The following is a 25,347-nucleotide window of genomic DNA, read 5'->3' as shown; positions in this document are numbered from 1 at the left end:
GAACGCAGTGGAATGGAGAGATCTGATTCGGATAGATCTCTCGACTACGTTGCACTCCGCTCGAGATGATCGTTAATTGGAGATAAATTAAAGTCAAAAGTAATAAAAGCGCAATTATATTGTCTACTACAATAAGCTTTTTAAATTTTTAACGCTATTTTTGCAACTTCAAAAAAAAAGCATGATTCATTTCTTCCATTGTCATCCTGAGCCTGTCGAAGGGCAATCGCAGGCGATTTTTGTTCTACAAACAGACAAAGCGCTTTCTACCACTGATATTACTAAACTCGAATGGTTATTTGGCGGTGCCAAAATCTCTCAGGAAACAGCCCTAACAGGCTTTTTTGTTGGACCAAGAGCAGCAATGATTACTCCATGGAGTACCAACGCGGTAGAAATTACCCAGAATATGGACATGCAGGGCATCATCAGAATTGAAGAATTTAAGCAGGTTGATGCAGATTTTTCAGATTTCGACCCGATGCTTTCTCAAAAATACGACAAACTTGATCAGGAGGTTTATACCATCAACATCAAACCTGAGCCGATTTTAGAAATCACTGATATTGCCGCTTATAATAAACAGGAAGGACTTTCTTTAAGTGATGAAGAGGTTGAGTACCTAAATACACTAGCGCAAAAACTAGAAAGGCCTTTAACCGATTCTGAAGTTTTCGGTTTCTCGCAGGTAAACTCGGAGCATTGCCGTCACAAAATTTTCAATGGTAAATTTGTAATTGATGGTGTAGAGCAGCCTACTTCTTTATTTAAACTGATCCGCAAAACTTCTGAAGAAAACCCTAACGATATTGTTTCGGCTTATAAGGATAACGTAGCTTTTATAAAAGGTCCGAAAGTACAGCAATTTGCACCTAAACGTGCCGATGAGCCTGATTTTTATACCACAAGTGATTTCGAATCGGTAATTTCGTTAAAAGCAGAAACGCACAATTTCCCTACTACTGTTGAGCCTTTTAATGGTGCAGCAACAGGTTCGGGAGGTGAAATCAGAGATCGTTTAGCTGGTGGACAGGGCTCACTACCTTTGGCAGGAACAGCAGTTTATATGACAGCACTTTCGCGCCTGGAAGATAACCGCCCATGGGAAAAAGGTGTTGAAGAAAGAGCATGGTTATACCAAACCCCGATGGATATCCTGATCAAAGCATCAAACGGTGCTACTGATTTTGGCAATAAATTTGGTCAACCACTAATTACAGGTTCAGTTTTAACTTTCGAACACGAGCACTTCGACAAGCTCAGTATGACATCGCGCAAGTTAGGTTTCGATAAAGTAATTATGCTTGCAGGCGGTATCGGTTACGGTAAAGCCAGCCAGGCGCAAAAACTTAAACCACAGGAAGGCGATAACATCGTTATCCTTGGTGGCGAAAATTATAGAATCGGGATGGGTGGTGCAGCCGTTTCATCTGCTGATACCGGTCAGCACGGAAGCGGCATCGAATTAAATGCGATCCAGCGTTCAAATCCTGAAATGCAAAAACGTGCAGCCAACGCAGTTCGCGGTATGGTAGAAAGCGATCACAATTCGATTATTTCTATCCACGATCACGGTGCAGGCGGTCACTTAAACTGTTTATCAGAACTGGTTGAAGAAACCGGTGGGTTAATCGACCTCGATAAATTACCCGTTGGCGACCCTACCCTTTCGGCAAAAGAAATTATCGGTAACGAATCGCAGGAAAGAATGGGATTGGTAATCGGTAACGAACATATCGAAACCCTTCAAAAAATAGCCGATCGCGAACGTTCGCCAATGTACACCGTTGGTAAAGTAACCGGCGATCACCGTTTTACCTTTAAATCGGCAACAACAGGTTTAAAACCGATGGATTTAGAACTGGCCGCCATGTTTGGCAGTTCTCCAAAAATCGTAATGGATGATAAAACCATCGACCGTAAATACGAAGCCATTGAATACAACAACAACGAATTAAACACCTATTTAGAGCAGGTGCTTCAGTTAGAAGCTGTTGCAGCTAAAGATTGGTTAACCAATAAAGTAGACCGTTGTGTGGGTGGCCGTGTAGCCAAACAACAATGTGCTGGTCCGTTACAGTTACCATTGAACAACTGTGGTGTAATGGCTTTAGATTTTCAGGGTAAAGAAGGTATTGCCACTTCAGTTGGCCATGCACCACTTTCAGCTTTAATCGACCCTGCAGCGGGTAGCCGCAATGCCATTGCCGAATCGCTTTCGAATATTGTTTGGGCACCTTTAAAAGATGGCTTAAAAAGTGTTTCACTTTCTGCCAACTGGATGTGGGCCTGTAAAAACGAGGGCGAAGACGCCCGTTTATATGCAGCCGTAAAAGCCTGTTCTGATTTTGCCATCGATTTAGGAATCAACATCCCAACCGGAAAGGATTCGTTATCGATGAAACAGAAATACAAAGATGGTGATGTAATTGCGCCGGGTACTGTGATTATTTCTGCAGGTGCTAATTGCGATGACATTACCAAAGTAGTTGAGCCGGTATTGCAGAAAAATGGCGGATCGATTTATTACATCAACCTATCAAACGATAGCTACAAGCTAGGAGGTTCATCTTTTGCACAGATTTTAAATAAAATTGGTACAGAAACGCCTGATGTAAAAAATGCTGGTCGACTTAAAACAGCTTTCAATACACTTCAACAATTAATTAAAGCTGATAAAATTCAGGCTGGTCATGATATAGGTAGCGGTGGTTTAATTACCACTTTATTAGAAATGTGTTTTGCTGATCGCAATTTAGGTGCTTCGATAGATTTATCTTCATTAGCAGAGGCTGATAGCATTAAAGTATTATTTGCCGAAAACATTGGTATTGTTTTCCAGGCCGATGCTTCGGTTGAAGAAACCTTTACACATGCTGGTGTTGCTTTCCACAAAATCGGTGAAGTAAACGAATCGGCTAAATTGGAAGTTAAAAATGCTGCAGATAGCTTTAGTTTCGATATCGACCATTTACGCGATGTTTGGTTCAAAACCTCATACTTATTAGATAGTAAACAAACGGGTAACGGTTTAGCTAAAGAACGTTACGATAATTACAAAAACCAGGTTTTAAACTATACTTTCCCATCGCAATTTGATGGTAAAAAACCGGTAATTGATGCTGGCAAACCACGTCCGAAAGCAGCCATTATCCGCGAAAAAGGCAGTAACTCCGAACGCGAACTCGCCAACGCCATGTATTTAGCAGGTTTTGATGTGAAAGATGTACACATGACCGATTTAATCACCGGCAGGGAAACTTTAGAAGATATCCAGTTTATCGGTGCAGTTGGTGGTTTCTCTAACTCTGATGTTTTAGGATCAGCAAAAGGCTGGGCTGGTGCATTTTTATACAACGAAAAAGCAAAGGTGGCTTTAGAGAAATTCTTTGCCCGTCCTGATACTTTATCGGTTGGCGTTTGTAACGGTTGCCAGTTATTTGTAGAGTTGGGCTTAATTAATAAAGATCATGCAGAAAAACCAAAAATGCTGCACAACAAGAGTGGTAAGCACGAAAGTATTTTCACTTCCTTAACCTTACAGGAAAATAATTCTGTAATGTTATCAACCTTAGCGGGAAGCACATTAGGGGTTTGGGTATCGCATGGTGAAGGTAGATTCTCCTTGCCTTACGAAGAAAATAAATATAAAATCGTAGCAAAATATGCTTACGAAACCTATCCGGCTAGTCCGAACGGTTCTGATTACAACACCGCAATGATGTGTGATGAAACCGGCCGTCACCTGGTAATGATGCCACACATTGAGCGCTCATTGTTCCAATGGCACTGGGCAAATTACCCGCAAGGCCGTAAAGATGAAGTTTCGCCATGGATGGAAGCCTTTGTAAATGCACGTAAGTGGATTGAGAACAAGGGGTAATACCTTGATGGAAGATGTAAAATGGATGATGGAATTTAAAAACCATCATTCATTTGTTTACAGACCACCGTGCCACTATCGATGAAAATCGGGATCAACACTAACAAACTGCATTCTGATTGATTGCTTTATTAGGAAATGAGCGTTCCGCTTTTCATAGCTGCTGTACACCCGCCATCTCTTATAGTCCTCGTTTCGTTGCACTACACTGCGGGCTAACCGCTCTGTCAGGTTTATTGAACAAAAGCCTGTTCTTCGACATACGGCCTTTTTCTGCGCTCGCAATAAACCTTTAATAGCGATACCTGCCCTGCCACCTAAACCCGACCAAAGTGGAAAACCCGCAGCCTGAGGTGTGAGGGCGGGGATTTGAAACAAAGGGCGGGACTGCAATTACAAAAAGGTACTTTGCCTGCTTTCCAAAAAACAGTGATAATATTTAATATTATTAATGCAAAACTAATTGATCTTATAGATTTCTCCATTTCGCTACATTAACAGACTCTAATAAAAGTTCGTCCTCTCGGCTGAAACGCAGTGCAATGGAGAGATCTGTCTAAAGATAGATCTCTCGACTTCGTTGCACTCCGCTCGAGATGACGATCTGTGATGGGTGGCTAAACAAAAAAACGGCCCGGGCACCGCCCAAACCGTTTCAATTTATCCAACCCTACATTTCCTAAAAACCTGGAGCGTTAATAGAAAATTCATCTTTTAATAAAAAAGGAGGTGTCATCCTGAGCGTAGTCGAAGGATCTTTTTTGATTTCTCATATAATATTAGGTCTTCGGCTACGCTCATACTGACAACGAGTACGTGTATGCAATTGACGCCCCTCCATCATCCATTTCCCACCTCACATCATTACATCATCATATCCCCTGCACATCCTTCCTCACTTCTTTTCTCCAACCCTTTCCATATTTCTTATCCATAAAAGAAGCCACTACTTTATTATAATCTTCAATCGAAATATTTGAAGGCATTACACATCCAAAATCACGGTAAGCAATGCCATACTTTTTTTCAAATATTTCCTGCCCTTTAACATAAGTAGATACGATCCCACCGCGGAGCAAAAACTTCACACTTCCGTTTTTTAAATCGGTATCGGCCAGTTTAATACTGTACTTTTTTGAAGTATCTGCAGGATTTACAACTTTAGCATTTAAATAAGTAGCCGCTAAGCAAACCAACATTAATATTAACAGGGACTTTTTCATTTTTAAAAATTTAATTAGAAATCTGGAAATTGATTGCCATATTATACCTCACCCGTACCGGAACACCTTTATTTTTACCTGGTTTCCATAATGGCGATTTTTTAATCACTTTCATTGCTTCTTCGTCACAACCAAAACCGATTCCTTTAATTACTGATACATCAGTGATGGAACCATCTTTCTCTACCACAAAACTTATAAATACTTTTCCTGTAGCATTTTCCTCCTGCGCCCTTGATGGATACCTTAAATTACGCTCCATATATTTAGACCAGGCTTTGGCACCGCCTGTAAACTCAGGGTACTCATCAACGCCAGTTGTAGTATATTCTGTATTATCGATCGTTCCTGTACCTTCTTTAGCCGTTCCGGTTCCATCACCGTTACCTTTATTAACATTAACAACGGCAGCTGGTGCTATAATCCCTTCCTGCGTTCTATCGCTAATTACTGCTAATTTTATATCATCAACTGTTGGCGGTGGCGGAAGTTCTACTTTATTAACCACTACAATCTGCGATGGAAGTGCTATTGTTTTAACCTTTACCGGATCGGCTTTTGCAGGTTCAGGCTTTTTTTCTTCTGGTTTAGGAACATCCGGTTTCATTTGATGAATAACTTTATCAAGGTTAACAACGGTTGGCGGAGTTTCAACTACAATTTCTTTTGGAAACAACTTTGCATAAATTAAAGGCGAGAAACACAACAGTACAAATAAACTACCTGATACAAAAAGTGCCCTCGTCATAATCTTTGAAGATTTAGACCTTAAATCGTAAGCACCATAGTTTTTGTTGCGGTTTGCAAATACAAGATCGAGCCACTCGGTTTTGTATACGTTAATAGAAGAGTTGAACATAGCTTTTAAGTTTTATTGGATGATGCAGCAAAATCACCGATTCCATAAAACATTTAAAAAATCTATTTTCTTTGCAAAAAATGAAATTTTCCATCTGAAAAACATTTTTTTATTTCATTTTCAATAAAATTCACATATTTCTTACGATTGTCTTACAAAAATTAATAAAATATACTATTTTTGACAAAAAACATAACAAATTAATGAAAAGCTTAAGAACCATCGCATTAAAAGAGGCTCAAAATAGAATTTCACCTGAAGTTAAATCCCCTTCAGCTAAAATTTCTGATTTTTACGGCTCGAATGTATTTGATAAGAAAAAAATGAGAGATTTCTTATCTAAGGACGTGTATGAAAAATTAATTTCATCTATCAACCAAGGTGAATTAATCAATTCTGACGATGCTAACCAAATTGCAACAGCGATGAAAGCTTGGGCAATGAGCGCTGGCGCAACGCACTACACGCACTGGTTCCAACCATTAACAGGTACAACAGCTGAAAAACATGATTCGTTTTTTGAGCCAAGCGGTGATGGTGCTATCGAAAAATTTGCTGGTAGCGCATTAGTTCAACAAGAACCAGATGCATCAAGTTTCCCTAACGGCGGTATCCGTAATACTTTCGAAGCACGCGGTTATACTGCATGGGATCCTTCATCTCCAGCTTTCATTATGGAAAGCAAAGCAGGTAAAACCCTTTGTATCCCTACCGTTTTTGTATCATACACTGGCGAAGCCCTTGATTATAAAGCGCCATTATTAAAAGCATTAGCTGCGCTTGATAAAGCTGCTGTTGATGTTTGTCAATATTTCGATAAAAGCATTACTAAAGTAAACGCATCTTTAGGTATTGAGCAAGAATACTTCTTAGTTGATGAGTCATTATTTAATGCCCGCCCGGATTTATTGTTAACCGGTCGTGCTTTATTCGGACACATGTCTGCTAAAGGCCAGCAATTAGAAGATCATTATTTCGGTTCTATCCCTGAGCGCGTATTCAGCTACATGGTCGATTTCGAAAATGAAGCTTTAAAATTAGGTATTCCTTTAAAAACCCGTCACAATGAGGTTGCACCTTCTCAGTTTGAGTGTGCTCCGATTTATGAAGAAATCAACTTAGCGATCGATCACAATCAATTATTGATGGATTTGATGGAAAAAGTTGCCCGTCGTCACCATTTCCGTGTATTATTACACGAAAAACCATACGCAGGTATCAACGGATCAGGTAAACACAATAACTGGAGTTTAATTACCGATACCGGTAAAAACTTGTTGGCGCCAGGTAAAACGCCTAAAAACAACTTAATGTTCCTTGCTTTCTTTGTAAATACCATTAAAGCGGTTAGCGAGCATGCAGATTTATTACGTGCAAGTATTGCATCAGTAAGCAACGATCACCGTTTAGGTGCAAACGAAGCGCCACCTGCAATTATCTCTATCTTCTTAGGTTCTCAATTGAACGATGTATTAGATGAGATCGAGCATTCACGTATCAGCAAAAAAATTAAAGAAGATAACGCACTTTGGTTAGGTATCCCTAAAATCCCTCAGATTTTGTTGGATAATACCGACCGTAACCGTACTTCTCCTTTCGCATTTACAGGTAACAAATTTGAGTTGAGAGCTGTTGGTTCATCAGCAAACTCTTCTGCTCCGATGACGATCTTAAACGCGATTATGGCCGAGCAATTGGTTAAATTTAAAGTTGAGGTTGATAAATTGATCAAAAAAGGTGATAAAAAAGACATCGCTTTATTAACGGTGATCAAAAAATACATCAAAGAATCTAAAGGTATCCGTTTCGAAGGTAATGGTTACAGCCAGGAGTGGGAAGATGAAGCTGCAACACGCGGTTTATCAAACATCAAAACCACGCCAAAAGCTTTAGATGCTTATTTAACTGAAAAATCTGCTGAGTTATTTGCTACTACAGGTATTTATAGCACACGTGAAATTCATGCCCGTCATGAAATCATGTTAGAAAACTTCTACAAAAAACTTCAGATTGAAGCACGTGTAATGGGCGAAGTTGCCAATACAGCCATTATTCCGGCTGCTATTGCTTACCAAAACTCTTTAATTACAAACGTACAAGGTTTAAAAGCAATTGGTGTAGAAAGCAAAGTTTCGATCGATATCGTTAAAAAACTATCTGAGCATTTAGAAATTGTGAAAACCAATATCGATGCGATGTTAGAAGAACGTAAAGTAACCAACAAAATCGAAGATACCCGCGAAAAAGCGATTGCCTACGATGAAAAAGTTAAATCTTACTTCGATATCATCCGTTACCATGCTGATAAATTAGAACAAATCGTTGACGATAGCGTTTGGCCTTTACCAAAATTCAGGGAATTATTATTCATGAAATAAGAAAGGCGTAAGCTAAAAGGTTTAAGGCGTAGGGTTTACTCTGCGCCTTTTTTTGTTTCTATAAATTCGCCACTGGTAGAGGTTAGCATTTTTCAAATACATCGGCGATTTAATTACAGTGCGTAGAATCGTCATTGTCAGCTCTGACTGGCGATCGTAATGCCTTGGTAGGGGTGGCAGGTTGCGGCGGCGGACCTGTACCGATTTTCCATCGGTAGCCGGGGAAAGACTGTGCGGATGTACAACGTCCATTAATATTGATTTTTATACCATAAATTATCCCTCAGGATTGACAAAAATAGTTAACTGTAATTACAACTCTACCCTTCACAATCAGTCTTCCTACCCGGGGTGTCATCTCGACTGAAACGTACTGAATACTCGGGAGAGAGATCTATTTCCTATATTTTCCATTTCAAAAGATCCTTCATTGCATTCAGGATGACCATCCATCTAGAGTTTTTCAACTCTTAACATGATCGCTATTGGTAATTGATTATTGGTCTATTAGTGATTGAAAAAAACCGGTTACCTGTCGCCAAATGACATATGCCAAACTTATCCTTGCTCGTTTAGCACAACAATTTAAAACCTTTTACCTTTTACCTTCCACCTTTTACCTCTAATCGCTATCTTTGCGGCAACATGAGTGATAACAGGTACAATCAACGTGGCGTTTCTGCCTCAAAAGAAGATGTGCACAATGCCATCAAAAATATCGATAAAGGAATTTTCCCTAAAGCGTTCTGCAAAATCATCCCTGATATTTTAGGTGGTGATGAGGAATACTGTAATATCATGCATGCCGATGGCGCGGGTACCAAATCTTCCTTAGCTTATGTTTATTGGAAAGAAACCGGTGATATTTCGGTATGGAAAGGCATTGCACAAGATGCCATCATCATGAATATCGACGATTTGATCTGCGTAGGCGCTACCGATAATATCCTTTTATCATCAACCATTGGCCGCAACAAAAACCTGATTCCTGGTGAAGTAATCGCAGCGGTAATTAACGGAACAGAAGAAATTTTGGCCGATTTACGCGAACAGGGCATTTCCATTTATTCTACGGGCGGCGAAACTGCTGATGTTGGCGACCTTGTTAGAACCATTATTGTTGATTCTACGGTAACTTGTCGTTTAAATCGGGAAGATGTCATCAGCAACGATAACATTCAACCAGGCGATGTAATTGTAGCCCTGGCATCATACGGACAAGCAACCTACGAAACAGAATATAACGGTGGCATGGGATCGAACGGATTAACTTCTGCCCGCCATGACGTTTTCGAAAAATCTGTTGCCAATACCTACCCTGAAAGTTTTGATCCGGCCGTTCCTTTCGATCTTGTATTTTCAGGCCAGAAACAACTTACTGATGAAATTGAAATAGAAGGTCATGGCAAAATAACCGTAGGTAAATTGGTGCTCTCTCCTACCCGCACCTATGCTCCGGTAATTAAAAAGATATTAGAAAAGCATGCAGGTGAAATTAATGGCATTGTACATTGCAGTGGTGGTGCACAAACAAAGGTATTACACTTTGTAAATGATGATATCCATGTCATCAAGAACAAGCTGTTCCCTATTCCACCGCTATTTAAATTGATACAAGAGCAATCGGGCACCGATTGGAAGGAAATGTATAAGGTATTTAATATGGGGCATAGAATGGAGCTATACGTACCACAGGAAATTGCAGATAGTATTATCGAAATATCAAAAAGCTTTAATATCGATGCTCAGGTAATTGGCCATGTAGAAAAAGGCGATAAAAAACAGGTAACCATCGAAAGCGAAAAAGGTACTTTTGTATATAATTAAGCAATAACATGATAATTTAAAAAGCCTGCTGAAATTAAATTTTCAGCAGGCATTTTTGCGTTGTATATAAACTTGTGAAGACCTTGTTTAAGTAAATGGTTTTGATTATAATAAAATTAATCTGATTATGTTCCTGGTATAATGTAACCTACCCCCTTCTCAGCAAAAACATTATAATAGTTATGAAATCGATATTGCCCATAATCCATATAATATTCTTCAATATTCTGCCCAATAATAACTGAATGAGTACCAGAAGGTACAATGACCTTTGATTTAACAGGATTATCGTTGTAATAATTGATTATATTAATAGATAAAGGGCTAGAAAAAGTCATAGGGAGTGTTAATTCATAATTACTATAGAGCTCTATAGATATATCAAAAACAGTTTTCACATCATCAGTCCCTCCTTGGCTATTAAAATAGGATTCATTTTCATTATAATTTGCAACATATTTTATATAGATTTTAGGATTATAAAGAAAATTTACCCCATTTATATCTCCTTGTGAAAGAACATCAGAAGCATACCAAGTGGTTCCATCTTTTCTTGTCATTTGTGGAGTAGTGTTTCCAGGATAAGCAGGATTCCCAGTCCCCCCTGCATAAGAAGGATAGATCATAACTGATTCGTAATCAAATGGTCCTATTTGATAGCCAGTTCCAGGATTAAATATAGTATATTCAGAAACCCAACTCTGTTGAATATTGGAGTAATTTATGTTAATATACTGATCCCTGTCAGCTCTTAATTGTTCGTGCATTAAACCAACTGCATGACCAATTTCATGTATCACCGTCCCAGATCCCGAATAAGGTTGAAGCTTAATTGCTTGCCGCCCTCCTACCATACCCAATTGCGAAGAACCACCTCCTTGTGACGGAGCGCCACTAAAATCAACATAATTCGTTTGATTTGTCCTTTGTATAAAACGTATTGGAGTATTTGCTTCCCAATGATTTATAGCTGTTGCGATACTTGAGCTATTAGTAGGATCGTTAACAGTATAATAAACGATACCATCCGTCCATAGCTTTTGAAATTCAGCAGTAAAAGTACTTCTTGGGGTAGTCTCTTTACCATTACCAACTTTATTGTATTCCAAATAAGCAATCTGGTCTTTTGATAAAATAACGTCACCCCCAACAACATATTCTCCTTTGCTATTAATTTGAGCGGTAACTTGTCCTCCATTCTTTAAATGATAGGTAATTACATTTCCTGGATTATCTTGTGATTGTTCTTCTTTAACAGAAGTTTCCTTCTTACATGCGCTCAAAAAAATGAAGAGTACTGCAATAGCGTAATAGATTTTTTTCATGTTTAGATGTTTTTAAATTTTAATTCATACTGATTTAATCATTAGGTAAAACAATAGATGATTTACTATAAAAAGCACAAAAGTTTAGGTGTTAAAATTGAATTAGATTTGGAGGGATGAACTACTAATAACAGAGCAGCACATAAATAACCTAATTAGCGAAAAGGAATGTTTTCTGAGAGAGCGTGCGTTTCATAGTTTTTTTGTTTTCCGTATTAAAAATAAACATCAACTATTAAAACGGTTATTTTTTTTACATGAAGTAGTTGGTTTATTACATGAAAGTCTTATCATAACACATCTTTAAAGTAAACTGCATAAATTATATTTTATATAAGACGCAATAAATAAATTTAGTTCGTTTTTAAAACAATAAGAAAACGAAAAGCCGCAGACGATTAAATCTGCGGCTTTAAAACTATTTATGTTTATTACTTAGATTGTTTTGAAAAACGATAACTGAGTAATAACAGATGTTTTTGTACCATCAGCACTTAATGCAGTAGCCCTTACTGAATAAGTACCACCTGCTGTTAAACCAAGTGCACTCAATTTAAGTAAGATACTTCCGGCATAAACACTAGTCGTAGGATAAGTTGTATCCTGTAAAGTATATGAAATACTGTGTGGGCCATTCGGTACATTTGAAGTGATTACACTATCATCCTTACCATTCCAAGAAGGAAAATTAACGGTTTTAATCACAGGTGAAGTGGCAGCTGTACCATTTAGTATTTCAATCTTAAATGCCCCTGTAGAAATACCTGTAGAAGTTGCTCCAAAATTAAGTTGCAAAACTGTTGTTGGTATAGTAAAAGGACCAGTTTGTTGATATCCCAAACTACTTAACTGTAACGCTGGGAGTTTTGTTTCGATACCTGCTACGTCTGCTTCTTTTGTACAAGAAGCAAGGCTTATTGTTAAAAGTGCAAATAAAGCTATTGATATATATTTTTTCATTTTATCTTATTTAATGTGGTTAACAATAGAAAATCAGCTACTTAAAAAATGTATTTAGCGCCAATTAACAAACTCCAGGTTGTTGCCGCAGTAGCTACATCTTGGAATGGTTGAGTTACCAATTTACCATTCAATTGACGCATGTTATACGATGGAACACCATTGGCATCAATACTTACGTAAGATAATGGATTACTGTATGTTACTTGTTGTTGTACTCCCCAATATTTATTCAATAAGTTAGGTAAGTTTATCACAACAGCACTTAACTGTAATGTATGTTTAGTATTACCGGTTTTGATATAAAAATCTTGCAATATGCTTGCATCAACACGATTGTACCATGGTAAAAATGCAGCATTTCTTTGTGCGTATTCGCCTCTGTGTTTTCTTAAATAAGGAGTATTATTAATGAATTGCTCTAATGCAGCTGCCTGTTGTGCAGGTGTATAATTATAAACAACGCCATTTACAGTTGCTGAGTATGGAGCAAAAGTAAGTTCATTTACTTTTTTAGGGATATACATTAAATCAGAGCCTGATCCATTACCATCACCATTTAAGTCACCATTGATTGTATAACTGATTGGGGTAAGACCACCAGCCTGTCCTTGATATGTTATACCAATAGTAGTAGATGCATGTTGCAAATAATCAAATTTGTAAGAGAATGATCCAATAACACGATGGGGCACATAAAACTGAGTATATCCCATCTCTACATCATTTGTTGTCCCAACATTTGCAGTTGTTGCCCAAACACTCGCAGCAGTTGATCCTGCAGTTGCAAAAGCTTCTTTAGCAACGGTATATGTATAGGCTAGGTTTGCATTAAAGCCACCTTCAAATGCTTTATTTACTTGAGCAGTTAATGAAGCGGCATATCCTTTGCTTGTGTTTTCTAAAACAACTACAGAAGAAAGATTAGGATAAATTGCTCTATCGTTTGCTGTAACCGTATTATTTGCTCCAGTACCTACATAACGCACTCTAGTCATATCACCTTCAGTAATTACACCAGTTGGCGATTTTAAGTTAGCATTACGCATTTTAGTAGCATTAATATCTTTTGTAAATAAACCTTCTATGTTGGCTGATAATCCATCGCCAAAGTTTTTCTCTAGCGCTAAATTAACCCTGAAAACCTGAGGAAATTTATAATTCTTATCGATAACTACTGTTGAGGGTTGAATCGCTGTACCAGCAGATTGAGGAAACAAATTAGCATAAACACTTGGATCGGCGTTTAATTTAATATTTTGCAATTGTGCTGCTGTTGCAACTGCTCCAAAACTATACATGGCACTGTTACTTGGGCTATTTGTTAAGTATACATAAGGAATTCTTCCTGTAAAGATACCCATGCCACCACGAAGAACTAACGAGTTATCCGCTAACAAATTAGCTCTGAAACCAACCCTAGGAGACAACATGATTCTTGATTTTGGCCAAGCACCAGAATTGTAAGAAGTTAAGTTGCCATTTGCATCAGGAAGCTGTAAAGCTGTAATCTGAGGATTTTCAATCGGGTTTTCTAAATAAATACTTTTATCTGCACGCAATCCATAAGTAATTTTAAAATTACTATTTACAGCATACTCATCCTGAGCATATAAACTCAAAGTACCTACCTTAAGGTTAGCAGAGTAAACCTGATCCTGTCCAGGAACTAAAGAATAATTGTATGTAAACTGAATTGGAGCTCTGTCATTTAAGAAATCATCTAATGAATTGTAGATGTACGAACCCGCTGCACCAGGCATAAACGAATTACCTACTCGTTGGAATTCATAATTAACACCTGCTGTAATGGTGTGCTTACCTGCGTAATAAGTTAAGTTATCATAAATACTCGTTGTATTATCAATAACCGCATTATATTTAGTATAAGGATCAGAACCTGCAGTAATATAATTGCTTCCCTGTCCATTATAAATATCAATTGTTGGAAAAATACTACCTTTTGATGTACGAGGATTGTCGTATCTTTTAAATGTAAATAACAATTGATTAGAAAAACTAGGACTGATTTTACTGTTTAACTCAGCAGTTCCGGTGGTTACTTTATTTAAAAAACCGTAGTTAGAATTTTCGAAAGCAATTGATTGGTTGCTGTAACGACCATTTACTAACCCTCCCGTACCACGGGTTGTTGGTACGTTGGTAGTTGTATTTGTCCATGTGTAGGCACCATTGTTAGGTGTACTGGTTGAATTAACAATTTGATCGTTATTTGCATTTAAATAACTATATTTCAGTGTCAATTTGTTTTTGTCATTGATATTCCAGTCAACTTTAGCTAAGATTTTATAATTTTTATCTTGAAAAGCAGGGAAATTATCATAACCTCCAGTTTCATAACCATATTTTGTTCTCAAATAATTTGATACAGATTGCAGATCAGCAACTGTGGTAGCAGCCTTTACTCCAGAACCACTTCCGCCAGTTGGGTAAAAACCTATACCAGGAGAAGTTGATTTCTCTTGCTCAAAATTTGCGAAGAAAAACAATTTATTTTTAATAATTGGTCCACCTAAAGTAAAACCATAAGTTTTTGTACTTGCCTTAGCAACATTACTACCAATATTAAGATCACCTATATTTGTACCATTAAAAGATTGATCCTTATAATATGTGTATGCCGAACCATGGAAAGTATTGGTACCACTTTTAGTAGTAGCATAAATACCAGCGCCTGTAAAACCTGATTGTCTCACATCAAATGGCGCAATATTAATAGATAACTCATCATAAGCTTCGATAGAAATGGGCTGCGCCGATCCACCAGGTAATAATGAAGACGAAGTACCAAAAGTATTGTTCAGGTTTGCTCCATCTACAGTTACACTATTTAAACGTGCATCACGGCCTGCAAAGTTTCCATTACTTGATTGTGGTGTTAAACGTGTAAAATCCGTTATACTTCTAGAAAAAGTCGGCAAACTGGCAAGAGCTGTTCTGTTTACGTTTGTACTTGCTCCTTGTTTGGCAGTTGCAATTTTCTTAGTTCCCGTTACAGTTACTGCTGCCAATTCTGTACCAGTATCTGATAATGTAGCATTAACGAGGAAGGGTTGACCTAACTGTAAAGTGATATCAGTGTACGTAGTTTTATTATAACCTATAAAGCTAACTTCAACCTTATAAGGCCCACCAATTCGCATTGCTGGAAGATTAAATAAACCATCTTTATTAGAAACAGCTGTATAAACTGTTCCAGAAGGTAAATGTGTTGCTTTAACACTTGCTCCAGGCAGGGCGCCTTTAGCATCTTTGACTGTTCCTGTTATCGACGATGTAGTTACTTGCGCCTGAGCACCAAAAGTAATACCTACAAATGCAACAATAACGAGTACTAATCTTAAAAGTAAAGATTTCTTCATACTTTGTTTTTTAAATGTTTTTTGTTGTTGAATAATAATCTAATAGGGATTTTATTGCTGCAAATGTCCTAATAAAATTTAACACATTTTAACATCCAATGTTAAATAATTATTAAGTCCGGCAAAACTTTTCAACATTTAACACATATTGCGGGGTTTATAACTTTCAGTTTATCAATACATTGATGATAAAGCTAAATTATTAGTAACGATACTATCAGTTGATTATAATTTAAGCATAAAAGTTATGTTAACATTGGTATTTTTCTAATTATATATATTAACAACAATTTTTATACCCTAAACATCTTAATTATTTAACTTTTGGTTACTGAACCCATATATTATTCTGCAAATCGCCATGATTATGGCTGGAATTTTAAAACAGATTAATCAAAACAATATTCACCCATTGTAATTTTTAAATGCTATCTCAATATTGCCCTATTCAATTGACATTTTTTTTTTAGTTTTGAGCGATTATTGAGGAATTAATCTTCCTTTAATTTTTGTAATGCAAAGGTTTAATCCTTTAATCGGGAAAGAATCTGAACATTACATGATAAATGCAAAACAGTTAAGAAACAAATCTCTTTAAAACTTAGATATGAACCGTCCATAATTAAAATGTCTGTAAATGATGATTTAATTATGGTAAGCTCCATCTGACAGATAAATAACAAATTAAAAAAAACAGATGAATTACGACGTTATTGTTTTAGGCAGCGGCCCAGGTGGTTATGTAGCTGCAATCAGAGCTTCACAATTGGGACTAAAAGTGGCCATTGTTGAGCGTGAATCATTAGGTGGTATTTGTTTAAACTGGGGCTGTATCCCTACTAAAGCCTTATTAAAAAGTGCTCAGGTTTTCGAATATATTAATCATGCTGCTGATTACGGAATTACTACTGCCGGTGCAACTGCAGATTTTGCAGCTGTGGTAAAACGCAGCCGTGGCGTTGCCGATGGCATGAGTAAAGGTGTTCAGTTTTTAATGAAGAAAAATAAAATTGACGTAATTATGGGAACTGGTAAAGTTAAACCAGGGAACAAATTAGAAGTTAAAGGTGCCGATGGTTCTCAACAGGAGCTTAGCGCTAAAAACATCATCATTGCAACAGGTGCTCGCTCAAGAGAATTACCTAACCTTAAACAAGACGGTAAAAAAATTATTGGTTACCGCCAGGCAATGGTCCTTCCTGAATTACCAAAAAGCATGGTGGTTGTAGGTTCGGGTGCTATTGGGGTAGAATTTGCGTATTTTTATGCAACCATGGGCACCAAAGTAACCATTGTTGAGTTTATGGATAACGTTGTTCCGGTTGAGGATGAAGATGTATCTAAACAATTATTACGCAGCTTGAAAAAAGTGGGTATCGATGTAATGACTTCAGCAAGTGTTGAATCGGTTGATACCAGCGGTGCAGGTTGTAAAGTTTCTGTTAAAACAGCTACGGGCATGCAAACTATCGAAGCCGACATCGTACTTTCAGCAGCTGGTATTGTGGCCAACATTGAAAACATTGGTTTAGAAGAAACTGGTATTAAAACCGAAAAAGGTAAAATTGTTACCGATGAGTTTTATAACACTTCAGTTAAAGGTTATTATGCCATTGGCGATGTGGTTGGCGGGCAAGCCCTTGCACACGTAGCTTCTGCAGAAGGCATTATCTGTGTAGAAAAAATTGCTGGTCAGCATGCAGAACCATTAGATTATAACAACATCCCGGGATGTACTTACTGCACACCAGAAATTGCTTCTGTAGGTTATACCGAAAAAGCAGCAAAAGCGGCTGGTTACGAACTGAAGATTGGTAAATTTCCATTCTCAGCTTCAGGTAAAGCAAGTGCTGCTGGTGCTAAAGATGGTTTCGTAAAATTAATTTTCGATGCTAAATACGGCGAATTATTAGGCGCACACATGATTGGTGCCAACGTTACCGAAATGATCGCCGAAATCGTTGTGGCACGTAAATTAGAAACTACCGGACATGAAATGATTAAATCTGTTCACCCTCACCCAACCATGAGCGAAGCCATTATGGAGGCTGCTGCTGATGCATACGGAGAAGTAATACATTTATAAAATAAACAGCTGGATTAACACCTCAATTTTTTACTTTGAAAAAGACTTTTTTTCTAGCAGTGTTTACAATCGTAAGCACTGCTCAATTATTATATGCCCAAAAAACTATTCTGAAGGGTTATATCATTAAATTAAATAACGACACCGTTAAAGGTTATATTGATTATAAAAACTGGAACAAAAATCCTGTTTCAATCAATTACTATCCTGCTTTAAATGATAAGCCACAAACCTTGGATGTAAAAAGCATCAACGGTTTTGGAATAACGGATGATAAATACAACGAATCTTATATTTCAAAAACGGTTAAACTTGAAACATCCCCACAACAATTAGGCAAATTAGGTTTTGATAAAGAACCTGCGTTTGAAGATAAAATTCTTTTTCTTCGTGTTTTAAATCAAGGTGATTTAACCTTATTTAAGTATGTTGACGACAGAAGTCACTTTTTTATCGATAATGGAAGCAAAACGGAAGAATTGATTTATAAGCGATATTATGTAAATGAGTCTAAAAATCAGATTGCATACAACTCAAATTATAAAGAACAACTTAAAAATCTGTTTATCAACAATAAAAACATCAGTGATGATGAAATAGAAAAAGTTAGCTTTTACGAGGGTGATATTATCAAAATAGTTCAAAAACACAATCAGTCTAAACCAAACTCATATAAACCTGTAGCTTATAAAAACGAGAAGTTAGTCGCTAAGTTCGGTCTTATTTTAGGTGGAAGTTATTCAACACTATCTTTCAGAGATGTTGATTTTAAAGGTTCAACTGGTATTATTCCAGGTGTGTCCTTATTATTAATAATACCCCGTTCATCAGAAAAATTGGGTATAAACTTCGATTTAGCCTATCGTTCATTTAAATTTGATGGCACATACCAAAATAAGCAATCTGATTTTCAGTATTCAAATCAAACTTATGCATTTGATGGGAAATATTTAAAGCTGAGCGCAATGTTCAGATACACTTTCGCAAATACTTCACTTAAACCTTTCCTAAATTTAGGTGTAAGTAGTGCTTATGCTTTTAAACTTAAAGAAAATACCATTTTCGAAGATACTTTCCATTCAACAACAACTATAAGCCAGCATAATTTCTTTGATGAGCTTAGAAAGTTCGATCAAGGTGTTCTTTTTGGTGCAGGCTTAGTCATTAAACACTTCAGGATTGAAGCCAGGGGAGAGATCTCAAATGGATTTTCAACAATAACCGCTATAAAAACGGGGATAACCAGTGGCAATCTCTTAGTGAACTATCAATTTTAGTTCCTCCTACAGTAATTAAGAAAACCCTTTAGTTAATCCTAAAGGGTTTTCTTATTTTTAACCAATTCCAATCTTGATACTTGATACTTGATACTAAATACTTGATACTTGATACCATAATACCTCATAACAAATCCTTGATACTAAAATGAAACTCCATACCATAAACACAGGCTTATTTAAACTCGACGGTGGTGCCATGTTTGGCGTTGTACCCAAAGCCATCTGGCAAAAAACCAATCCAGCCGATGCTAACAACCTTTGCACCTGGGCCATGCGCTGTTTATTAATTGAAGAAGGCAACCAATTGATTTTAGTGGATACAGGCATCGGAAATAAACAGGATGAAAAATTTTTTAGCCACTATTATCTTCATGGTGATGATTCGATAGAAAAATCGTTATCACAACTGGGTTTAAGTACAGGCGATATTACTGATGTTTTCCTTACACACTTGCACTTCGATCATGTGGGTGGAGCAATTGTTAGGGAAAACGATAAATTGAAACCAGCTTTCAAAAATGCAACTTACTGGAGTAACGAAAAACACTGGCAATGGGCAGTTGAACCAAACGCAAGAGAAAAAGCTTCATTCCTAAAAGAAAACATCCTGCCTATACAGGAAAGCGGCCAGCTTAAATTTGTGGATGAAATAGAGAATATCGAATGGCAGAAAAATATCAACATCAGTTTTGCTTATGGCCATACCGACGCCATGATGTTGCCAAAAATCAATTATAAAGGAAAAACCATTGTTTATATGGCCGATCTCTTACCTTCAGTTGGTCACTTGCCCCTGCCCTATGTAATGGCTTACGATATGTTCCCTTTAAAAACATTAACAGAAAAACAGGCTTTTTTAGAGGAAGCTGTTAATAACAACTACATCTTATACTTAGAGCACGATCCCATTAACGAATGCTGCACCTTACAACGCACAGAAAAGGGCATCCGCGTAGCCGAAACCTTTAACTTAAGTGATATATAGATGATAAGAACGGCCAAACCTACCGATGCAGAAGCAGTTGTACCGTTGATTATCCAGGCGATGGGTAAACTGGCCAATAAATTAACCAACACAGCAGATGAAGAGGTAATAAAAGAAATATTCACTCATTTTTTTAAACAACAAGGCAATCAGTACAGCTACGAAAACACCTTAGTTTTTGAAGAGGCCGGAAAGGTATTGGGATCTATTAATGCTTACGATGGTGCAAAACTAAATGACCTTCGCAAACCTTTCATGGCCTATTTGGCCGAACATCATCAGGCCGGCAACAACAATCAGGGCTCCGAAACTCAAAGTGGCGAATTTTATTTAGACAGCATCAGCGTTAATCCCCAGGCCCAGGGCAAAGGAATTGGAAAACAATTGATTAAAGCCGGTATAAACTGGGGCAAAAAATTAGGCCACCATTCCATTGGCCTCCTGGTAGAACAAAACAATAAAAACGCATTAAAGCTTTACGAAAAAATGGACTTCGTTATTCAAAACGAAAAACAATTTATGGGCGGAATGTACCACCACATGGTTTTTAAAATCAGGTAATTAACATCTGACTGTTAGTTTTGAACTGCCTGGCGCTTTTCCCTAAGCCCTTTCTAAAATTTATTTCCATTTTTATTTGTATTTAATCTAAATAATACCAATTTTTGTAACAGATGGAAAAAGCATGTATCGATATTAATGAACTGGTTAACGTATTCTCAAATACCCAGGGTTCTATTTATCAATCAGATAAATTAAATTGCTTTTATGTAGATTTCGGCGGCAAGTTTGCACGCTTTAATTGCCTGTCTCTTCAAAAATTAAAAAAAGTTGTTGAGGATATTGACATCGAAGCCCTACTTTTAAACACTAAAAAGGCAGATTTCGAATTGGTTACCTTTAATGGCTGCGAACATATCTATTTATTAAGCGCATTAGAAATTATCGCCTTAAAAGATTTGCTTCAAGGTACCTTTACCATGTTCAAACTGAATCATATCATCAGCGATTGCCTGTATCGATTGGTTTATTAGTTCAGTGGTTCATTAGTCATTTGTTCATTGGTAATACGAAATGGTTAACCGGTTAACTGCCACCTGCATTGGTTTATTAACCATTAGTTTATTTGTACTGCAGCCGCATTAATTTGCTTAAACTGCTAATTGATTCTGAATTTCGACTTCTTATAGCCATATTGCTTACAAGAACCACTAAAATCTTAATTCCCTTAACTTCTTAATGGTCAAAATTATTGGCTAACTGTACAAATAGTTAATTGTAATTCTATGCGCACACCATCTAGCCAAAATCGTCATTCAACTGCTCATTGGTCACTACCACTAAAACTATTAACTAAAAACCGGTTACTATACTTCTGATCTTCAAGCAGTATCCGTTTCGCGTCATCCTTCATTTTACATCTTCGTTCATATTCTCCCTCTTATTTAAACTGATTACAAATAACTAATTATCAGCAATTTAGACTAATTTCATATAGCAAATAAATTATAATGATGAACAAATTCGGTTTACATTTGTATTGTTATTAAAGTACAGAAATATGAAAGATCTAATGCGTATCAAATGTTTAATTTCTCAGGATATTGAAACATTATTAAATCAGCAAATCAAAAAAGAAGCTCATTCTTCATCACTATATTTATCAATGTCATCTTGGTGTGACCAAAATGGATTCGATTTTTCGGCAGATTATTTTTTAAAGCAATCTGAAGAAGAAAGAGTGCATCAATTAAAATTATTCAAATATGTATTGGATATGGGTGGTAACGCCATCTCTCCTGAAGTAACTGGTATTAAAACCGACTTCGCAGGATTTAGAGAAGTTTTCGAAGATGCACTGGAAGCAGAAATCGCCATTACCCAGAGTTTTAAAAACCTGGCCGCAAAATGCCACAAAGAACAGGATTTTGTAACCATGGAATTCTTAAACTGGTTCTTAAAAGAACAACGCGAAGAAGAATACAAAGCGCGCAGGGCTTTAGAATTATTCGAAGTAATTGGCGAAGAAGGTACAGGAAGATGGGAAATTGATAAACACGTCAATAAAATCACGTACTCAGAAGCATAACAACAACAAAACATATATTGAAAAGCTATCCGGATTTGGGTAGCTTTTTTTTATGCCAAAAATTTTGACGAGGTATCGTTTTCGAGCCATACGGTTTAGCACAAGTATAGAACTGGTAATTTATTTCAGTACATATTTGCCTTATCAATAGTGCTAAAGCATTAAGATCCCCGCATGTGCGAGGATGACGACATTTCTCTACTTTCTGCCACCCTTTATCCGATAGTTAATGGATCGATCTGATGATGCCTATAAAAAAGAAAAGCCCCAGTTTTTCTGGAGCTTTCTTAGTTTAGGTTGTTTGGTTTATGTTGATTATGAATAAGTCTTGAATTTTGTAAAAAAAGCGCCGTTACCAGCGCTTTTTTTAAACCAAATATATAATAATAATTAACGAGCATCACAAAAGTACAAATTATATTCATATTAGCAAGTATTTTTATTAAAATATTTAATTATTTTAATAAAAAACTCATAAAACACTAAAATACAGACTATAAAATTATCGTAAATAGATATTAATCATGTAAAAATTAAAATTTTAAACAAAAACATTAGTTTTTTACTTACAAAATCATAATTTAAGGAAATATTTAAGCAAAATGATAGAAGATTTTATAAAAAATTACTTTAATCATCCCAAAACTTACGATGAAATGTTTCTAAATGGTGATCATTACCGAGACCACTATTCGAACTTCATCAGAAATTTCTCTAAAGAATCTCTCGAAAACCTAAACAAAAAGGAAGAACTCGCGAAAAAGCTATTCATGAGCCAAGGTATTACCTTTACGGTATACGATAGTGGAGAAGGCATCGAAAAAATCTTCCCTTTTGACATTATTCCGAGAATAATCACATCAACTGAGTGGAATTTTATAGAAAAAGGAATAAAACAACGTCTAAAAGCACTAAATCTCTTTTTAAAAGACGTTTACAGCAATCAATTTATCTTAAAAGATAAAATAGTACCTATAAATGTCATCTATTCGTGTCCACATTTCTTAAGAGAGATGCACAATGTGAATGTACTGCACGATATTTATATCCACATTGCAGGAATAGATTTAATCAGAGATCACGATGGTACATTTTACGTACTCGAAGATAACCTCCGCACACCATCCGGTGTAAGCTACATGCTCGAAAACCGAGAAATCACCAAAAGGTTATTTCCCGATCTTATCCCGCAGTGCGGCGTAAGAAGTGTAACCGAATACCCTTCCCTATTGTATAAAAACTTAATGTCGCTCTCACCGAGAGCTGTTTCTAATCCAACAATCGTATTGCTAAGTCCAGGCATGTATAATTCTGCCTATTATGAACATACTACATTGGCCCGCTTAATGGGAGTAGAATTGGTAGAAGGGCGCGATCTTGTAGTTAAAGATCAAAAGGTATTTATGAAAACCACCACCGGCCTACAGCAAGTAGATGTGATTTATCGGCGTGTAGACGATGATTACCTTGATCCTTTAGTATTTAATCCAAACAGCGTACTTGGTGTTGCAGGCCTAATGGGCGCTTACCGCAAGGGCAATGTAGCCATTATCAATGCAGTTGGTAATGGCGTGGCCGACGATAAGGCCGTTTACACCTATGTACCAGACATGATCAGGTATTACCTCAATGAAGAACCCATTTTAAAAAACGTACCCACTTATCAACTGAGCAATCCAGACGAGCTGGAGTATGTTTTTGCAAACATCAATACCATGGTAATTAAAAAAACCAATGGAAGCGGAGGATATGGCATGTTAATGGGACATGCAGCCACCGAACAGGAAACCGAAGAATACAAAATTGAAGTACTGAAAGATCCACGCAATTTTATTGCCCAGCCCACCATCAGCTTATCCTCTGCCCCTTGTTTTATTAATGGCAAACTGGCACCAAGAAGGATTGACCTTCGCCCTTTTGCTCTAAATGGGCCAGATGGCATTTCAATTGTTCCCGGCGGACTAACCAGGGTTGCCCTAAAAGAAGGTTCGCTAGTAGTAAACAGCTCGCAAGGCGGCGGTAGTAAAGATACATGGGTTTTAACTTCTTAGAATATAGAATATGTTAAGTAGAGTTGCATCAAGCTTATATTGGCTAAGCAGATATGTTGAGCGCAGCGACGGTATGCTGCGCATGTTAAAAATAAATTACGCTTCCTCACAAGATACCATACAAGAATTTACCTGGAAGCCGGTAATCAGGATCTTTTCATCTGATGACGAAAACGAACTGTTGAATATCCAGCACGATAGCCGCGCTGTGATCGAATACCTTTTACTGAACCGCGAGAATCCAAATTCAATTTTAAACATCGTTACCCTAGCCCGCGAAAATGCAAGGAGCGTTCAGGAGCATATCCCAAAGGATTTATGGCAATGTTTAAACGAATATTACCATACCGTTAAAGATGAAAAATTGCTGTGGTATGTAAAAAAAGACGATCCAGTTACCGCATTAGATATCTTAATCAAACAGGTAATGCTATATAACGGAACAGCTGATAGTGTAATGGAGCGTGGCGAAAGCAGAAGTTTCATGAATATTGGTAAACACCTGGAAAGAAGCATCCAATCGGTTGATATTTTGGACATTAAATTCAGCTCCATAAGCAGCAATCCCGATCTATTAACCGATATATCATACTGGAAACACTTACTGCTGTCGTTAGGCGGTTATGAACTCTACCTTAAAACCTACAGACAAGGTTTCGATGCAAAAAACATCATCGAACTGGCCATGCTTAACAATGATTTCCCACGCTCGGCTTTATATGCGATGAATAATATCGAAAGGTATTTTAACCGTTTAAAGAGTGAAAGTAATATTGGCCACTACAACAACCTATCATTTAAAATAGGTCGGTTAAAAAGTATGATTACCTATAGTTCTGTTAATACGATGAACGAAGAACAACTGCACCATTACCTTACAGAAATCAAGACAGAACTTTTTGGTATCGGTAACCTGCTAAATGAATATTATTTCGCAAACTCCTAATTTTTAATTTTTTAACCACATAAGCTCAAATCAACACAGATATTATTCTTTTATATATTCAAATCTGTGTTC

16 protein-coding genes are annotated in these 25,347 nt (G+C 37.0%); 11 read left to right on the top strand and 5 right to left on the bottom strand.

The features are described from left to right. The first annotated feature begins 181 nt into the window (after positions 1–181). Positions 182–3,883: a phosphoribosylformylglycinamidine synthase gene (purL, locus tag R2R28_RS23300; RefSeq protein ID WP_316828057.1), complete on the top strand. Its 3,702-nt coding sequence runs from the start codon at positions 182–184 to the stop codon at positions 3,881–3,883. An 872-nt stretch (positions 3,884–4,755) separates the two neighbouring features. On the opposite strand, the gene R2R28_RS23295 is transcribed toward purL, so the two are convergent. Next, positions 4,756–5,106 (bottom strand): hypothetical protein, encoded by a 351-nt coding sequence (locus R2R28_RS23295; RefSeq protein ID WP_316828056.1) that lies wholly within the window; start codon positions 5,104–5,106, stop codon positions 4,756–4,758. Between the two features lie 10 nt (positions 5,107–5,116). Further along, a complete protein-coding gene (locus R2R28_RS23290) occupies positions 5,117–5,965 on the bottom strand; it encodes a TonB family protein (protein WP_316828055.1) in 849 nt (282 codons plus the stop codon). 203 nt (positions 5,966–6,168) lie between these two features. Between R2R28_RS23290 and R2R28_RS23285 the strand changes: the two genes are divergently transcribed. Both R2R28_RS23285 and R2R28_RS23280 read left to right on the top strand, forming a co-directional pair. Next, on the top strand, positions 6,169–8,343 hold the full coding sequence (locus R2R28_RS23285; RefSeq protein ID WP_316828054.1) for a glutamine synthetase III: 2,175 nt from the start codon (positions 6,169–6,171) through the stop codon (positions 8,341–8,343). A 645-nt stretch (positions 8,344–8,988) separates the two neighbouring features. Next, positions 8,989–10,170, top strand: coding sequence for an AIR synthase related protein (locus R2R28_RS23280; RefSeq protein ID WP_316828053.1), 1,182 nt, complete (start codon positions 8,989–8,991; stop codon positions 10,168–10,170). 125 nt (positions 10,171–10,295) lie between these two features. Here R2R28_RS23280 and R2R28_RS23275 read toward each other — a convergent pair whose 3' ends face one another. The 3 genes from R2R28_RS23275 to R2R28_RS23265 form a co-directional block, all read right to left on the bottom strand. After that, positions 10,296–11,495, bottom strand: coding sequence for a M12 family metallopeptidase (locus R2R28_RS23275; RefSeq protein WP_316828052.1), 1,200 nt, complete (start codon positions 11,493–11,495; stop codon positions 10,296–10,298). A gap of 435 nt (positions 11,496–11,930) precedes the next feature. Beyond that, positions 11,931–12,455, bottom strand: coding sequence for a hypothetical protein (locus R2R28_RS23270; RefSeq protein WP_316828051.1), 525 nt, complete (start codon positions 12,453–12,455; stop codon positions 11,931–11,933). Positions 12,456–12,496: 41 nt separating this feature from the next. Then, positions 12,497–15,838, bottom strand: coding sequence for a TonB-dependent receptor (locus tag R2R28_RS23265; protein ID WP_316828050.1), 3,342 nt, complete (start codon positions 15,836–15,838; stop codon positions 12,497–12,499). A 697-nt stretch (positions 15,839–16,535) separates the two neighbouring features. Here R2R28_RS23265 and lpdA point away from each other — a divergent pair. From lpdA to R2R28_RS23225, 8 genes are all read left to right on the top strand, one after another. Continuing rightward, entirely contained in the window at positions 16,536–17,924 is a 1,389-nt protein-coding gene (gene lpdA / locus R2R28_RS23260; protein ID WP_316828049.1) for a dihydrolipoyl dehydrogenase, read from the top strand. Between the two features lie 35 nt (positions 17,925–17,959). Next, positions 17,960–19,201, top strand: a complete 1,242-nt coding sequence (locus R2R28_RS23255) for a hypothetical protein (protein ID WP_316828048.1) — start codon at positions 17,960–17,962, stop codon at positions 19,199–19,201. Positions 19,202–19,349: 148 nt separating this feature from the next. Then, positions 19,350–20,189, top strand: a complete 840-nt coding sequence (locus R2R28_RS23250) for an MBL fold metallo-hydrolase (protein ID WP_316828047.1) — start codon at positions 19,350–19,352, stop codon at positions 20,187–20,189. Then, entirely contained in the window at positions 20,190–20,750 is a 561-nt protein-coding gene (locus R2R28_RS23245; protein ID WP_316828046.1) for a GNAT family N-acetyltransferase, read from the top strand. A gap of 113 nt (positions 20,751–20,863) precedes the next feature. Then, positions 20,864–21,223: a hypothetical protein gene (locus R2R28_RS23240; protein ID WP_316828045.1), complete on the top strand. Its 360-nt coding sequence runs from the start codon at positions 20,864–20,866 to the stop codon at positions 21,221–21,223. 527 nt (positions 21,224–21,750) lie between these two features. Next, positions 21,751–22,278 (top strand): ferritin, encoded by a 528-nt coding sequence (locus R2R28_RS23235; protein WP_025146143.1) that lies wholly within the window; start codon positions 21,751–21,753, stop codon positions 22,276–22,278. A 602-nt stretch (positions 22,279–22,880) separates the two neighbouring features. Continuing rightward, the gene (locus tag R2R28_RS23230) at positions 22,881–24,329 is read left to right on the top strand and encodes a circularly permuted type 2 ATP-grasp protein (RefSeq protein ID WP_316828044.1); all 1,449 of its coding nucleotides are present in this window, start codon (positions 22,881–22,883) and stop codon (positions 24,327–24,329) included. Positions 24,330–24,339: 10 nt separating this feature from the next. Next, on the top strand, positions 24,340–25,275 hold the full coding sequence (locus R2R28_RS23225) for an alpha-E domain-containing protein (RefSeq protein ID WP_316828043.1): 936 nt from the start codon (positions 24,340–24,342) through the stop codon (positions 25,273–25,275). Positions 25,276–25,347 lie beyond the last annotated feature (72 nt).

The organism is Pedobacter miscanthi, assembly GCF_032678605.1.
In the GTDB taxonomy this organism is placed as follows: Bacteria; Bacteroidota; Bacteroidia; order Sphingobacteriales; family Sphingobacteriaceae; genus Pedobacter; species Pedobacter miscanthi_A.
Note: the sequence above shows the minus strand (reverse complement) of the source record. Positions and strands in the feature narration are given on the sequence as shown.